The organism is Mycolicibacterium vinylchloridicum (genome assembly GCF_013404075.1).
In the GTDB taxonomy this organism is placed as follows: domain Bacteria; phylum Actinomycetota; class Actinomycetes; order Mycobacteriales; family Mycobacteriaceae; genus Mycobacterium; species Mycobacterium vinylchloridicum.
In genome coordinates this window covers 1-14460 of sequence record NZ_JACBJQ010000015.1, presented here as the reverse complement: position 1 = coordinate 14460, position 14460 = coordinate 1, and the positions used below count along the sequence as shown (strand labels likewise).

The 14460-nt window shown below is 67.9% G+C and carries 16 protein-coding genes; 7 read left to right on the top strand and 9 right to left on the bottom strand.

Annotated elements, in window-relative coordinates; translation table 11 throughout:
• Window positions 1-62: 62 nt before the first annotated feature.
• Window positions 63-1094 carry a type 2 isopentenyl-diphosphate Delta-isomerase gene (gene fni, locus HPC46_RS14510; RefSeq protein WP_179471178.1) on the top strand — a complete coding sequence of 344 codons (1032 nt, stop codon included), beginning with the start codon at window positions 63-65 and terminating at the stop codon, window positions 1092-1094.
• On the opposite strand, the gene HPC46_RS14505 is transcribed toward fni, so the two are convergent.
• Window positions 1087-1428, bottom strand: a complete 342-nt coding sequence (locus tag HPC46_RS14505) for an STAS domain-containing protein (RefSeq protein ID WP_179470955.1) — start codon at window positions 1426-1428, stop codon at window positions 1087-1089. The two genes, fni and HPC46_RS14505, sit on opposite strands and share 8 nt — an antisense overlap.
• Window positions 1429-1580: 152 nt before the next feature.
• Here HPC46_RS14505 and HPC46_RS14500 point away from each other — a divergent pair, with 152 nt between their 5' ends.
• Together HPC46_RS14500 and HPC46_RS14495 are read left to right on the top strand one after the other, a co-directional pair.
• Complete coding sequence (locus HPC46_RS14500) at window positions 1581-2837, top strand: PP2C family protein-serine/threonine phosphatase (protein WP_179470953.1); 1257 nt, start codon at window positions 1581-1583, stop codon at window positions 2835-2837.
• On the top strand, window positions 2834-3826 hold the full coding sequence (locus HPC46_RS14495; protein ID WP_325096667.1) for a cobalamin B12-binding domain-containing protein: 993 nt from the start codon (window positions 2834-2836) through the stop codon (window positions 3824-3826). The genes HPC46_RS14500 and HPC46_RS14495 overlap by 4 nt, the downstream gene beginning before the upstream one ends.
• Before the next feature lie 18 nt (window positions 3827-3844).
• Here the strand turns inward: HPC46_RS14495 and smc are convergent, their stop codons facing one another.
• The 8 genes from smc to coaD form a co-directional block, all read right to left on the bottom strand.
• Entirely contained in the window at window positions 3845-7432 is a 3588-nt protein-coding gene (gene smc / locus HPC46_RS14490; protein WP_179470949.1) for a chromosome segregation protein SMC, read from the bottom strand.
• A gap of 11 nt (window positions 7433-7443) precedes the next feature.
• Window positions 7444-7725 carry an acylphosphatase gene (locus HPC46_RS14485; RefSeq protein ID WP_233716436.1) on the bottom strand — a complete coding sequence of 94 codons (282 nt, stop codon included), beginning with the start codon at window positions 7723-7725 and terminating at the stop codon, window positions 7444-7446.
• Window positions 7712-8128 (bottom strand): OsmC family protein, encoded by a 417-nt coding sequence (locus HPC46_RS14480; RefSeq protein WP_179470947.1) that lies wholly within the window; start codon window positions 8126-8128, stop codon window positions 7712-7714. Before HPC46_RS14480 ends, HPC46_RS14485 begins: the two co-directional genes overlap by 14 nt.
• Window positions 8129-8223: 95 nt before the next feature.
• The gene (gene mutM / locus HPC46_RS14475) at window positions 8224-9075 is read right to left on the bottom strand and encodes a DNA-formamidopyrimidine glycosylase (protein WP_179470945.1); all 852 of its coding nucleotides are present in this window, start codon (window positions 9073-9075) and stop codon (window positions 8224-8226) included.
• Window positions 9068-9727, bottom strand: a complete 660-nt coding sequence (gene rnc / locus HPC46_RS14470; protein ID WP_218894199.1) for a ribonuclease III — start codon at window positions 9725-9727, stop codon at window positions 9068-9070. The genes mutM and rnc overlap by 8 nt, the downstream gene beginning before the upstream one ends.
• A gap of 41 nt (window positions 9728-9768) precedes the next feature.
• Window positions 9769-10371: a YceD family protein gene (locus HPC46_RS14465; RefSeq protein WP_179470941.1), complete on the bottom strand. Its 603-nt coding sequence runs from the start codon at window positions 10369-10371 to the stop codon at window positions 9769-9771.
• Window positions 10372-10430: 59 nt separating this feature from the next.
• Window positions 10431-11168, bottom strand: a complete 738-nt coding sequence (gene sepIVA, locus HPC46_RS14460; protein ID WP_179470939.1) for a cell division protein SepIVA — start codon at window positions 11166-11168, stop codon at window positions 10431-10433.
• A gap of 230 nt (window positions 11169-11398) precedes the next feature.
• The gene (coaD, locus tag HPC46_RS14455) at window positions 11399-11875 is read right to left on the bottom strand and encodes a pantetheine-phosphate adenylyltransferase (protein ID WP_179470936.1); all 477 of its coding nucleotides are present in this window, start codon (window positions 11873-11875) and stop codon (window positions 11399-11401) included.
• A gap of 143 nt (window positions 11876-12018) precedes the next feature.
• Between coaD and HPC46_RS14450 the strand changes: the two genes are divergently transcribed.
• The 4 genes from HPC46_RS14450 to HPC46_RS14435 form a co-directional block, all read left to right on the top strand.
• Complete coding sequence (locus HPC46_RS14450; RefSeq protein ID WP_179470934.1) at window positions 12019-12642, top strand: AIM24 family protein; 624 nt, start codon at window positions 12019-12021, stop codon at window positions 12640-12642.
• 4 nt (window positions 12643-12646) lie between these two features.
• Window positions 12647-13351 carry an AIM24 family protein gene (locus tag HPC46_RS14445; RefSeq protein ID WP_005141781.1) on the top strand — a complete coding sequence of 235 codons (705 nt, stop codon included), beginning with the start codon at window positions 12647-12649 and terminating at the stop codon, window positions 13349-13351.
• Window positions 13348-14106 carry an AIM24 family protein gene (locus tag HPC46_RS14440; protein ID WP_179470932.1) on the top strand — a complete coding sequence of 253 codons (759 nt, stop codon included), beginning with the start codon at window positions 13348-13350 and terminating at the stop codon, window positions 14104-14106. The genes HPC46_RS14445 and HPC46_RS14440 overlap by 4 nt, the downstream gene beginning before the upstream one ends.
• 106 nt (window positions 14107-14212) lie before the next feature.
• On the top strand, window positions 14213-14460 hold a 248-nt coding region (locus HPC46_RS14435; protein WP_179470930.1), incomplete at its 3' end, for a leucine zipper domain-containing protein.

Below are 14460 nucleotides of genomic sequence, written 5' to 3'. Positions count from 1 at the left end.
CCATTGTTTCAGGGCGCGAAGTGGGCCTGCGCCAGCCCTGGGCAACGGGGTAAAGGGTGAGCATGCATCAGCGCTCGATGGCCAGCCGCAAGCTGCGCCACATCGACGCCTGCCTGCATGGGCCGGTGACCTACGAAACCGTCACCACCGGCTTCGAGCGCTACCAGCTGCCGTACGACGCGCTGACCCAAACCAGCCTCGACGCCGTCGACGTGAGCACTACCTTCCTGGGCGCCCCGCTGCGCGCGCCGGTTCTGGTCGGCGCGATGACCGGCGGCGCCGAACTGTCCCGCACGATCAACCGCAATCTCGCCGAGGCCGCGCAGAAGCTCGGGATCGGGATGATGCTCGGTTCGCAGCGCATCATGCTCGACGACGACGCCGACGGCACTGTGGCGGCATCCTTCAACGTCCGCGAGCTGGCCCCCGACATCTTGCTGATCGGCAATATCGGCCTGGCTCAGCTCTCCGGCACGCTGGTGCCCAAGCTGGCTGCCGCGCTGGATCGGATCGGTGCTGACGCGCTGGCGGTGCACACCAACCCCCTGCAGGAGGCGATGCAGGACAACGGTGACACCGACTTCAGCGGCTCACTGCAGCGGTTGCGCCAACTGGCCGAGGATCTCCCCTACCCGGTTCTGGTCAAGGAGGTCGGCCACGGCATCGGCGCCGCGGCCGCCGAACGGCTGCGCGGCCTGCCGATCGCCGCGGTCGACGTCGCCGGTGCCGGTGGAACGTCGTGGGCGCGAGTGGAGCAGTTGGTGCGCTACGGCGAGGTGCGTGATCCGGCGATCGCCGAATGGGGCGTCCCGACCGCACAGGCGCTGACCGAGGTCCGGGCAACGCTGCCGGGCATGCCGCTGGTGGCCTCCGGCGGCATCCGCACCGGCCTGGATGCCGCGAAGGCGTTGATGATGGGCGCCGACGTGGTGGCGCTGGCCCGCCCACTGCTGGCCCCTGCCATCGAGTCACCTGCCGCGGCCCTGGACACGCTGCACCGATTCGTCGAGGAATTGCGGATCTGCCTGCACGGCTGCGGGGTGGCCGACCTGACCGCGCTGCGCGGCCTTGGCGCCCCGCCTGCGATCAGCTGAGGTGGTCGACGGCGTCCTGCAGGGTCGCAACGACGTCGAACACCTCGGTGAGGCCCACGAGTGCGAGCGGCCTGGCGGTGCTCCGCCCCTCGGCGACCACCACGAATCCGACGTCGGGAGTTGCTGCGGCATGGATGTTGACGAGCACCTGCATGCCCGCCGAGCTGAGAAAATCGACCTCGGTCAGGTCGACGATCAGACCGGTCGGGGTCTGTTTGAGAGTGTCCGCGAGAAGTTGCTCCAGACGCGGCGACGTCAACAGGTCCAAGGCGCCCGAGGCGCCGACGACGGCTGTTCTTCCCAGCCAATATCGACGGGGATCGTGTGCGTCCAATGCCGTCCTTCGACATTCGGTGCCCGAAAGTGCGGGCGACGACTGATTCGGTGAGGCTGCTGCTGAACCCGCTGACACGTTAGCTCGCGACGGCGTCCACAGTGGCCGGAAGGTTCGCAAGTTGCGTTCGGTAGACGCTAGCGTGGGACGTGATGGCAAACGAACCGGGTCCCCACGCCCCGACGCGTGACGACGATGTCGAGTTTGCGCTCAACGGGTCGCTGAATCTGCGGCGGACCGTCCTGAAGCTCCTCAGCACCGTCCGGCCGGTGCTCGCCGACTGGTCGGTGCTGGCCATGCCCGATCACCGAACCGGCGGGTTGGCACTCTACGGTGGCGCCGATGTCTCGTTCGCCACCGTCATTTCCCGATCATCGGCAATCGAGCGGGGCATGGATCAGGTGTTGCGCACCGGCCAGCGAGTCCACCGGCTGATCGGCAAGGACGAGTCGGCGGCCGATATCGCCACCCGGCTGCGACATGCCGGCCTGGCCACCGAACTCGCCGAACTGACCCCGGTCGACGTGTTGGTCCTTCCGTTGACGGCGCGGGGGTCGACGACGGGAGCTTTCGTGCTCGCCCGCGCCGCCGGCCGCCGGTTCGACGACGACACCATCGGCGAGGCCGAACGGCTGGCCGCGACGGCCGCCCTCGCTCTCGATTCCGCTCGCCTGTACGAGGAGCGGGGACAGTTGGCCGCGGTGCTGAAACGCACCCTGCGGCCGCCAAAACTACCGCAGCTCAACGGGTTTCGAGTTGCCGCACGATACCGCCCTTCCGTCGAACACCTCGAAGTCGGTGGCGACTTCTACGATGTGGCCGGCGCCGGCGACGACGTGCTCGTCACGTTGGGTGACGTGTGCGGCAAGGGCGTGGACTCCGCGGCCCTCACCCTGCAGGCCCGCCAAACCGTCCGTACCGCAGCATATTTCGATCGCAGCCCCGCTTCCGTACTCGATGCACTGAACTCGGTGCTGTGCGAGCAGAAGGCAAGCGGCTTCGTCACCGCACTGTGCGCCCGGGTGCGCACCGGCCCCGGCGGCGAAGGCGCCCAGGCGGATATCGCCGCGGCCGGTCATCCCGCTCCAATCCTGATCCGCGCCAACGGCCATGTCGAGCAGGTCGAGGTCTCCGGAATCGCGGCAGGGGTGAAACCCGGTGTGCTCTACCGCCCGGCAACGGTGCGACTGCAGCGCGGCGACACCCTGTTGTTGTTCACCGACGGTGTCGAGGAGGCCCGCCGCGACGAGGTCTTCTACGGCGTGCCGCGGTTGTTGAACATCCTGCACGCCTACGGCGGCGCGGGCGGAGACGTGATCTGCGAGGCCGTCGAACGCGATGTGCTGGAGTACCTCGACGGCGACCCGCACGACGACATGGCGCTGTTGGCCGTGACGTGCGAGAGGTGAGCTCGCTATCGGACTATCGGGACGCATTGGCGGGCAGAGACCACGCGCAGGCGACCGGTATCGTCACGCAACTGCTGCGCGACGGTGCGGACCCGATAACGGTGTTGACCGAGGTGATCGCCGCATCCCAGCGCGACGTCGGAATGCGTTGGCAGCGAGGCGAATGGACGGTGGCCGACGAGCATGCCTGCACGGCGATCTCGGTGGCCGCCACCCGCGCTGTCGCCGAGGTCCTCGCCGAACGCCCCCTGCGCGGCGGCTCCGTCCTGGTCGCGTGTGCGGAACGGGAATGGCATGAGCTGCCCGCCATGATCATCGGCTGCGCACTGCGCGCGCACGGCTGGGACACCACGGTGCTGGGAGCGGCCACGTCGCCACTGCGGCTCAGCCAACACCTGGCCGATCGGGGACCCGATGCGGTCGCGATCAGCTGCTCGGTGCTCGGGGCATTGCCGACCACCCGCCGCTTCATCGAGGCGGCAGCGGCGGCGGGGGTGCCGACCCTGGTCGGCGGTCCAGCATTCGGGTACGACGATGTGCGGGCCCGTGCGCTCGGCGCGACGGCGTGGGCGCCCGACGCACGTTCTGCGGTCGAGGCGATGGCTGCCTTGCCGACGGTGGTCGACGCGCTGCCCGAGCCTCCGGCAGCGGCCGCCACCGAGCAGGCATTGCTCGACCTGCATCACCGCCGCACCGTCGAGTCGCTGCGTGACCAGTGGTCGCTGACCCGCGAGCCTGCTCCGAGCGCGGCATTGACCGACCTGGCGGCAGACACCTTGAACCAAGTGCTGCATGCGATTTCGGCGGCACTGCTCACCGGGGACAGCCGGCCGATCAGCGAAACCGCCGGATGGATAGCCGATGTGCTGGCGGCCCGCGGCGTCGATCCCGCCGCGGTCGCCGAGTTGGCCCGCCTGCTGCCTGCGGAGCTCGCCGAGTTCCCGCTGGCGCGCGAACTCGTCGCGCAGCACTTCGTGCTCGCCTGCTGATCCGGCGACCCGCGGAACCTAGCTGCCTGCGGACACCAGCTCTTCGCCACGCATCCGCTGCGAGATGACGGTGGTGATGCCGTCCCCCTGCATGGTGACGCCGTAGAGCGCGTCGGCGATCTCCATCGTCGGTTTCTGGTGGGTGATCACGATCAGCTGAGACTGCGCCCGCAACTGCTCGAACAACCCGATCAGGCGGCGCAGGTTCACATCGTCGAGCGCGGCCTCGACCTCGTCCATGACGTAGAACGGTGACGGGCGGGCCCGGAAGATGGCCACCAGCATGGCGACTGCGGTCAGTGACTTCTCGCCACCGGACAGCAGCGAGAGCCGTTTGACCTTCTTTCCCGGCGGGCGGGCCTCCACCTCGACGCCGGTCGTCAGCAGATCGCTGGGGTCGGTCAGCAGCAGCCTGCCCTCGCCGCCGGGAAACAGCGTCGAGAAGACCTGCCCGAATTCACGCTCGACGTCGGCGTAGGCCTCGGCGAACACCTGCAGGATCCGGGCATCGACGTCGGCGATCACGTCGAGCAGGTCCTTGCGGGCGGCCTTGACGTCCTCGAGCTGGGTGGCCAGGAAGTTGTAGCGCTCCTCCAGTGCCGCAAACTCTTCCAGCGCAAGCGGATTCACCCTGCCGAGCTCGGAGAGCTCCCGCTCGGCGCGCTTGGCGCGGCGCTCCTGGGTCGGGCGGTCGAACACCATCGGCGCGGGCGCGGTGACCTGCTCGCCGCGCTCCTTGGCCTGCTCGTATTCGGCCATCTCCAGATCCGATGGCGGCAGCGACACGTCGGGCCCGTATTCGGCGATCAGATCATCGGCGGCCATCCCGAACTGCTCGAGCACCATCTGTTCGAGCTGTTCGATACGCATGGCGGCCTGTGCCTTGGCCACCTCGTCGCGATGCAGCGAATCGGTGAGCGCGGTGATGCGGCTGTTCAGCGCGGTGACCTCGTCGCGGGCCGCCGCCACGGCGGTGGCCCGCTCCTGGCGTTCGGCCGCCAGACGGTCGCGCCGGCGGGACGCCGCCGCGACCACATCGGCCAGGCGTTCGGCGACGCGGCGGCCGGACTCGGCCACCGCGGCGGCGACCGCGGCGGCGTGCTCGCGGGCGGCGCGGGCGCGCTGCGCGCGGATCCGCGCCTCCCGCTCGGCCGCCGCGGCGCGGCGCAGCGAATCCGCACGCCCGCGAACGGCATTCGCGCGCTCCTCGGCAGTACGCACGGCGAGGCGGACCTCCACCTCGACGGCACGTGCTTCCTCGGCGGCTGCCTGCATGTACTGGCGGTCCACCGGCTCGTCGTCGACGATCATCTGACCGTCTTGCGCTGCGGCCAAACGGTTTTCGAGCTCGGTGAGCTCTTCGACCGTCTGCAGCCTTCCGGCTTCGAGTTCACCGCGCTGGCCCAGCAGCCTGCGCCATTCCTCCTCGGCGGCCCGGGCTTCCTGCCCGAGCCGTCCGAGCTGTTCGTAGATCGCCGAGATCGCCGCATCCGATTCGTTGAGCGCGGCCAGCGCCTGCTCGGCGGCGTCCTGACGATTGCCCTGTTCGGCGAGCGCACCCGTCAGCGCGGCCGACAACTCGGTGACCAGTTTCTCCGCGGCAGCCAGTTCGGTTGTGGCCTTGTCGATTTCGCCGGCGATCTCCAGCGTGCTCGGCTTGCGGTCGGAACCGCCGCTGACCCATCCGGCACCGACAAGATCACCGTCGAGGGTCACTGCGCGCAGACTCGGCCGCGCGGCAACCAGATCGAGCGCCGCGCCGAGGTCCGAAACGACGGCGACATCGGCCAACATCGCGGTCATGGCACCCTGCAGACGCCCCGGCGTCTCGATCAGATCCAGCGCCCAGGACACACCATCGGGCAGCGAGCCGAACTGCCGTGCCGTGATCGGCCAGTCCCCCAATACGATTGCGGCTCGGCCGCCGTCGGCTTCCTTCAATGCGCGGACCGCCGACCGGGCCGCATCAGAGTCGTCCGCGGCCACCGCGTCAGCGGCGGCACCGAGCACCGTGGCCAACGCCACCTCGTAACCCGGCCGGACCCGGACCAGTTTCGCGATCGTTCCGAAAAGACCTGCGCCACTGTGGTTCTCGGTCAACCATGCGGAACCGTCCCGGCGCTCCAGCCCAACCGCCAGCGCGTCGATGCGGGCCCTCAGCGAGGCCACCTGCCGCTCGGCGGCGCGCTCGGCGGATTGCAATTCGGCCACCCGCTCGTCGGCCAGCCGCAGCGCGCTGATCGTGCGGTCGTGCTGCTCGTCGAGACCGACCTCACCCTGATCGAGTTCACCGACCCGGCCCTGAACGGTCTCGAACTCGGCCCTGGCGTTCTGGGTACGGGCAGCGGCCTCCTCGATCGCGTTGGTCAGCCGCGCCACGCCCTCGTCGATGGACTCGACCCGCGCGCGCAAAGTATCCACCTGACCCGACAACCGGGCCAGGCCCTCGCGGCGGTCGGCTTCGGCGCGCACGGCCGCCATGTGTGCGCGTTCGGCCTCGGTCGCCGCGCGTTCGCGCTCGGCGAGCTCCGCGCGGGCGACCTCGAGGCGGGACTGGGCTTCGGTCAGCTCGGCCAACAGCTCCTGCTCGCGCGCGGCGACCTCGTCGGCTTCCGCGTCCAGGGCATCGGGATCCGGGCCGCTGCTCGCGGCCGGTTCGGCATCCAGGTACTGCGCCCGCTCGCTGGCGATCCGGACGGTGGCACTGACCCGCTCGGCCAGCGCGGACATCCGGAACCAGGCCTGCTGGGCGGCGTCGGTACGTTCGGACAGCGTCGCGACGGCGGCCTCGTGGGCGGTCAGTGCCTCGGTCGCGACTTCCAGGCGGGTCGACGCCTCGTCGTGCTCGCGACGCAGTGTGGTCTCGGTGTTGTCGGCACCGGCGAATTCGGCTCTGCGATTCACCAGGTCGTCGGCGGCCAGCCGGAGCCGCGCGTCGCGCAGATCCGCCTGGATGGTCTGGGCCCGGCGGGCCATCTCAGCCTGGCGGCCCAGTGGTTTGAGCTGGCGGCGCAGTTCGGTGGTCAGGTCGGTGAGGCGGGCGAGGTTGGCCGACATCGACTCGAGCTTGCGGACCGCTTTTTCCTTGCGCTTGCGGTGCTTGAGCACACCGGCGGCCTCTTCGATGAAGGCCCGGCGATCTTCTGGCCGCGACTCGAGGATCTGGGAGAGCCGGCCCTGGCCGACGATGACGTGCATCTCCCGGCCGATGCCGGAGTCACTCAGCAGCTCCTGGACGTCCATCAGCCGGCAGCTGCTGCCGTTGATCTCGTATTCGCCGGCGCCGTCGCGGAACATCCGCCGGGTGATCGACACCTCGGAGTACTCGATGGGCAGCGCGTTATCGGAGTTGTCGATCGTCAGCGTCACCTCGGCGCGGCCCAGCGGCGCGCGCGATGAAGTGCCCGCGAAGATGACGTCCTCCATCTTGCCGCCGCGCAGCGTTTTGGCGCCCTGCTCCCCCATCACCCAGGCCAACGCGTCGACGACATTGGACTTTCCGGACCCGTTGGGGCCGACCACACAGGTGATCCCGGGCTCCAGACGCAGAGTCGTCGGCGAGGCGAAGGATTTGAAGCCCTTCAGCGTCAGACTCTTGAGGTACACGGCGAGCCAGACTACCGCTCGGAAAAGCCGCTGATGGGTTCGCCGCGCGGTGACCAGTCGACAACAACGTTGTCGACCTTCCCCGGCGTTTTCCCACTACGTAGCAGCTGTAACAGTTGTTCACATGCGTCACGCGGACCCTGTGCCACGACGAGTACGCGGCCGTCGGCTTGATTACTCGCATAACCGGTCAACGCCAGCTCCAGTGCCCGCGAACGGGTCCACCAACGGAAGCCGACGCCCTGGACGTAGCCGTGCACCCAGGCGGTCATGCGGACGTCAGTCTCGGCCAACGTCGGTCACCTCAAAACGGACCTCGGTGCCGGATTTCAGGGTGCGCCCCACGGTGCAGACCTGGTCGATCGCGCGGCTGACCACCACCACCAGGCGTTCGACCTCGTCGGCGGACAGCCCGGACAGGTCGATCTCCAGCTTTTCCTCCAGCAGTGGGTAGCGCTCCTGCTCGCGGTCGGCCGGCCCGGCGACCTTGATCACCGCGCTGTAGTCGTCGCCGAGGCGACGCCGCAGCGGCTGGTCGCTGCTCAGGCCACTGCACCCGGCCAATGCGATCTTGAGCAGTTCACCGGGGGTGAACACGCCCTCGTCGGTCTCCGAGCCGATCAGCACCTGCGCGCCGCGGCTACTGCGCCCGGTGTAGCGCCGGACGCCGGTGCGTTCCACCCACAGATCGGTCATGTGTGTCGTCTCCTTGGGTAAAGCCTCCGCGAGCGTGCGCGGAGTGTCACTGTTGGCCGGCGTGTCGTGCGCAGACACGCACACTCGCGGTGAGGTCAACGCCTCGGACGCGGCTGGCATTTCGGGCAATAGAACGACGAGCGGTTCATGAACTTCTCGCGCCGGATCGCCGTCCCACAGCGCGGGCAGGGCAGGTCTTCGCGGCCGTAGACGTTCAGCGACCGGTCGAAGTAGCCGGACTGGCCGTTGACGTTGACATACAGCGAATCGAACGACGTGCCGCCCTGTCCCAACGCCTCGCGCATCACCTCGGTGGCCGCGTCGAGCAGCTCGCCGAGCTGGCGGCGGGTCAGGTTCGCGGCCAGCCGCGCGCCGTTGATCTTGGCCCGCCACAGCGACTCGTCGGCGTAGATGTTGCCGACGCCGGACACCACGGTCTGGTCGAGCAGCTGGCGCTTAATCTCGGAATGTTTGCGGCGCAACACCGTAACGACGGCCTCGCGATCGAACAGCGGATCCAGCGGGTCGCGGGCGATGTGGGCCACCGGCTCGGGCACCCGGCTGCCGTCGACCTCGACCAGGTCGGCCAGCTGCCAACCGCCGAACGTGCGCTGGTCGACGAAACTCAGCGTCGTGCCGTCGTCGAGCAGGGTCGCGATCCGCAGATGGTTGGTGTTGGGGATCTCGCCGAGCAGCATCTGCCCGCTCATCCCCAGGTGCACCACCAATGCTGTCTCGCCATCAGATAGGTTGAGCCACAAATACTTTCCGCGCCGATCGGTTCCGGTGATCTGCGCGTCGAGCAGGCGCGCGGTCAAATCGGCGGCGCCGGCTTCATGTCGGCGTACCGCGCGCGGATGATGCACCCGCACCGCGGTGATCGTCTTGCCGGCCACGTGGGCCTGCAGGCCGCGCCGGACGACCTCCACCTCCGGCAGTTCAGGCATCCGGTGTTGCGTCCGTGATGGCCTGCCACGCCTGCGCAGCGGCCTTCTGTTCGGCTTCCTTCTTGGAGCGGCCCACGCCGGTGCCGTAGTCGGCCTCCCCCACCACGACGGTGGCGGTGAACTGCTTGTCGTGGTCTGGGCCGGTCGACGTGACGACGTAGGACGGTGGCCCCAAACCCTTTGACGCACAGAGCTCTTGAAGACTGGTCTTCCAGTCCAGGCCGGCGCCCAGCGTCGGTGCGGTATCCAGCAGATTGCCGAAGAGCCGCAAGATCACCTTGCGCGCGGTGTCGATCCCGTGCTGCAGGTACACCGCGCCCAACAGCGACTCCATGCCGTCGGCGAGAATGCTGGATTTATCGGCGCCGCCGGTGTTGACCTCGCCGCGGCCCAACAGCAGGTAGGCCCCCAGTCCGGCAGCGGTGAGCCCGCGTCCGACGTCCGCCAGCGCCTGGGTGTTGACGATGCTGGCGCGCAGTTTGGCCAGGTCGCCTTCGGAGCGTTCCGGGTGGCGGTGAAACAACTCGTCGGTCACCGTGAGGCCCAGGACCGCGTCGCCGAGGAACTCCAGCCGTTCGTTGGTGGGCAGCCCGCCGTGCTCGTAGGCATAGCTGCGGTGTGTGAGCGCCAGGGTCAGCAGCTCTTCGGGCATGTCAACGCCCAAGGCGTCCAACAGATTCTCGCGTGGCGGGCTCACGAATCGCCCGACCCCGGCCCGGGGGTGGTCTCCTCGTCTGCAACGGGAAACATGTTCGCCAGCTTGGCAAAACGAGGATCGATCTGATCGTGGTGGTGGTCCGGCTCGGCGGCCAGCGACACTCCACATTCCGTGCACAGCCCGGGGCAGTCCTCGGTGCACAGCGGAGCGAACGGCAGGGCCAGGCCGACAGCGTCGACGATCGACTGTTCGAGGTCGATGGTCTGGTCGACGACGTGACCGACCTCGTCTTCGGAGGTGGTGGATTCCGTCGCGCTGTCCGGGTAGGCGAACAGCTCGGTCAACGAGATCTCGACGTCACCGGTGACCGGGGTCAGGCACCGAGAGCATTCACCGCGAGTGGCCGCGTGCACGGTGCCGGTGACCAGCACACCCTCGGACACCGATTCCAGCCGAAGGTCGAGGTTCAGATCCGCGCCGCGTTCGATCGCGATCAGATCCAGCCCGATCCGCGACGGACTGGGGACTGTCTGCCGCATCTCCAGCATCGCGCCGGGACGCCGGCCCAACCGGGAGATGTCGAGAACGAGCGGCGACCGCGTCTTGTGCTTAGTTCGGGCACTGCGTGGCGTCGCCATGAATCCAATCTTAAAACCCGGTGCTCCCCGATTCAGCCGGTAGGCACGGGTCGCGTCGATCAGCGCTGGACGTAGTCGTGCGTCCCCGCGGCCGTCCGCAGCTGGTGACGGCCCCGGCTCACCGAGCGCAGCGTGCCGTTGAGGTAGTCCTCGAATTGGGCCAACTTGTTGTCGACGTAGATATCGCACTCGCCGCGCAGCCGGTCGGCCTCGGCGTGTGCGGTGTCGATCAGGCGGGTCGACTCGGCGTTGGCCGACTGCACGACCTCGGTCTGGGAGACCAGCCGCTGCTGCTCCTTGATGCCTTCCTGCACGGCCTTCTCGTAGGACATATTGCCGCTCTCGACGAGCCGGTCGGCCTCGGCCTTGGCCCGGCTGATCGCGGCCTCGTACTCGCGCTTGGCGGTGGCCGCCAGGCGGGTGGACTCGTCGCGGGCCTCGGCGACGGTCCGCTCGCTGTGCTGACGGGCCTCGGCCACCATCCGGTCGGCCTGCGACTTGGCCTCGGCCAGCAGCCGGTCCGCCTCGGCTCGGGCGTGGCTCAGCAGCGAGTCGGCCTCAGCGGTGGAGTTCATCACCATCGAGTCGGAATGCTCTTTGGCCTCGCGCAACAGCGAGTCGCGGGCGTCCAGCACATCCTGGGCGTCGTCGAGCTCACCGGGGATGGCGTCCTTGATGTCGTCGATGAGTTCCAGCACGTCGCCGCGGGGAACCACGCAGCCAGCCGTCATCGGGACGCCGCGGGCCTCTTCGACAATCGCGCTCAGTTCATCAAGCGCTTCAAAAACTCGGTACACGGCGCCACCCTCCTGGCTTCGTTGGTAGTGACTAGTGTGCCTGGTGTTACGCCTGTGACTGCGGTGGCGGGCCGGTGTGTCGGCAAGACATTTTGGCAACCGCACCGGTCAGAGGGCGTCCCGCCGGTGATTATGTCGGGCTGAGCCCGGACGGGAAGCGAATTCGCGAGTGTGCGCTGAGATCCGCCCCGGGCGGCGTGTCGCGGACGAACCCGCACGCTCGCGATAGATCAGTGAGCCAGCTTGGCCTGCAACCGGCGGTTCACCGGCTCAGGCAGCAGCGCCGAGACGTCGCCACCGAACATCGCGACCTCCTTGGCCAGCGACGATGAGACGAACGAGTACTGCGGTGTGGTGGCCACGAAGAAGGTGTCCACCCCGGCGATGTGCTTGTTCATCTGGGCCATCTGCAGCTCGTACTCGAAGTCGGTACCGGTGCGCAGGCCCTTGACGATCGCGGTGAACCCGCGGTCCCTGACGAAGTCGACCACCAGCCCCTGCCCCGACTCGGCGCGCAAGTTCGGCAGATGGGCGCATGCTTCGGTGATCATCGCGATGCGTTCGTCGATATCGAACATTCCCGACTTCTTGGGATTGACGAGCACCGCGACGATCACTTCGTCGAATTGCGCGGCGGCGCGCTCGAAGATGTCGATGTGACCCAGCGTCACCGGATCGAACGATCCCGGACATACCGCGCCACTCATGTGCGGCACTCCTGCGCATCGCTGCCGGTCATGGGCCAAGACGCTAGCAGGCCGCCGATAGCGCCATCACCCTACAAACCGAAACCCGCTGCGTTCGGGCGTATTCGGTTAGTCTGTCGCTGACCTACGGAAGGCGGGTGTCGATGGCCCAGTTGTTCCAGGCGTCGGGCAAGATCATCGAAGCGCGGTTGGACAACACCTCGATCAAGGCGCTGAGCGGTTCGATGGTCGCCTACGAGGGAAACGTGACGTTCAAGGCGGCCGGTTTCGGCGGCGGAGCGGGCCTGGTGGCAGGCATCAAGCAACGTGCCACCGGAGAATCCCTGTCGCTGATGGAATGTCAGGGCCACGGCCGGGTGTTCCTCGCCGTCAACGCGCAGCACGTCGCGATCGTCGATCTGAACAACGAACAGCTGCGCGTGGAATCGCGCCAACTGCTGGCCATGGCCGGCAATCTGCAGACCAACGTCACGTTCGCCGGTCTGCGCGGCGCATCCTCCGGGCAGGGCTTGTTCACCACCGTGGTGTCCGGCGTCGGGCAGGTGGCACTGCTGTCGGCCGGCGGACCGCTGATCCACCTCGAGGTGTCCCCGCAGTACCCGCTCGTTGTCGACCCCGACGCGTTCGTCTGCGCGAAAGGCAACTTGCAGCAGTCCTTCATCACCGACGTTTCCTGGCGCACCGTGGTCGGCCAAGGATCCGGCGAAGCGTTCTCATTGCGTTGGGACGGAAGCGGTTTGGTGTCCATTCAGCCGGCGGAACGGTAGTCGAATGGTCTTCACGAAGGTCAACTCGAAAGTCGTCAAGGTCGACGTGGCCGCGGCCGGCGGCGTCGTAGCCCGCACCGGCGCGATGCTGCTCTACACCGGCGACGTGTCGTTCAGTCCGCATCAGGTCCCCGGCGCCGCGCAGATGGGCGGCATGGGCGGCCTGATGCGCATCGCGGGCCGGATGATGCAGGGCGAACACGAACGCACCATGCTCGCCCAGGGTTACGGCGAGGTCCACTACGGCTTCGCCGGCCTCGACCTGCACATCGTCGAGATCCAGCCCGGGGCCGTGCTGACCGTCGAAGCTTCACGGCTGCTGGCCAATACGGCCGGCCTGCAGAGCTCGATCGTCTCGGTCGCGGGCGGATCGAGTGGCGGCGGTGGCGGTGGCGGGGTGATGGGCATGCTGCGCGGCGCTGCCACCGGGGCGCTCACCGGCCAGGGCATGTTCACCACCCAGCTGTCCGGACACGGAGCCGCGGTGCTACTCGCCCATGGCGGCGTTCTCGAGCTGCAAGTCGGCGGCCCGGCCCCGGTGGTCGTGGACCCGCAGGCCTTCGTCGGCGCCTACGGAAATGTGCAGACCGAACTCAAGACCGCGCTGAGTTGGCGCGACGCTGTCGGCCGCGGCTCCGGCGAGGGCATGCAGCTGAACTGCCAAGGCCAGGGAATCGTCTACGTTCAGGCATCGGAGGACAAGCTGTGACGCAGGTGGTCAACCCCTCGAACCTGCCGCCGGACGACAACGTCCCGGACAATCACTACGCCTTCCACATCAACCTGACCGCGCCGTGGTTCATGCGCAAGGGCGCCATGATCGCCTATTACGGGCAGATCGAATTCCGCGCACTCACCACCGGCCTGCACGCGGGGCTGCTGCACATGGTGTCCCAACAGTTCTCTGCCCCACTGTATTTGGGCGACTATGTGGTGGCCGAAGGCCAGGGCAACCTCATCATCGGCGACCGCGGCTACGACATCAACTCCTACGACCTCGACGACGGCAACCTCACCATTCGCGCGGCCAATCTGCTGGCGTTCCAACCGGGCCTGGCGATGAACCAGTCGATCGTGCCCGGTTTCGTCACCCTCATCGGCACGGGAAAATTCCTGGCCTCCTCCAACGGGCCGGTGCTGTTCGTCGAACCGCCCGCACGGGTCGATCCCGAAGCGCTCGTCGGCTGGGCCGATTGCCCGGCCCCCAGTCATCATTTCGATCAGCGCTGGATCAGTGGGTTCGTCTCGGCCGGCGCGGCGCGCATGGGTATCAACACCGGCGAGGAGCGCCAGTTCGACTTCACGGGTGCCGGAACGATTCTCGTGCAGTCCAGCGAGAAGGTCATCAGCGACTCGGCGATCGTGCGCTCGATCGAATCCCAGTTGCACGGCCTGACCTTCACCGGGCTGCAGCATCTGGGCTCGGTGATCAACTCACAGATGGCCGCGCAGCAACAGCGCTAGTTGTACTGACCACGGACGTTGGTGACGGCGTGGCGTGGTGACATGACGAAGACCTCCGAGTGAAGTGCGAGCTGTCTAGGAAAGCACTCACACACCGGAGGTCTTCGTGTCCCACCGTAATGCCCCATTGTCGGAGCTGGGTCGTCTGCGTTTGGCGCGTTGTGTTGTCGAAGATGGCTGGACACTGCGGCGGGCAGCTGAACGTTTCCAGGTTGCGACCACGACGGCGGCCCGGTGGGCTGGCCGCTATCGCACGATGGGAGCCGCAGGCATGGCCGACCGCAGCTCACGGCCTCATCACAGCCCCAACCGGACTCCGACGCGTACTGAGCGGCGCATCATCAACGTCCGCGT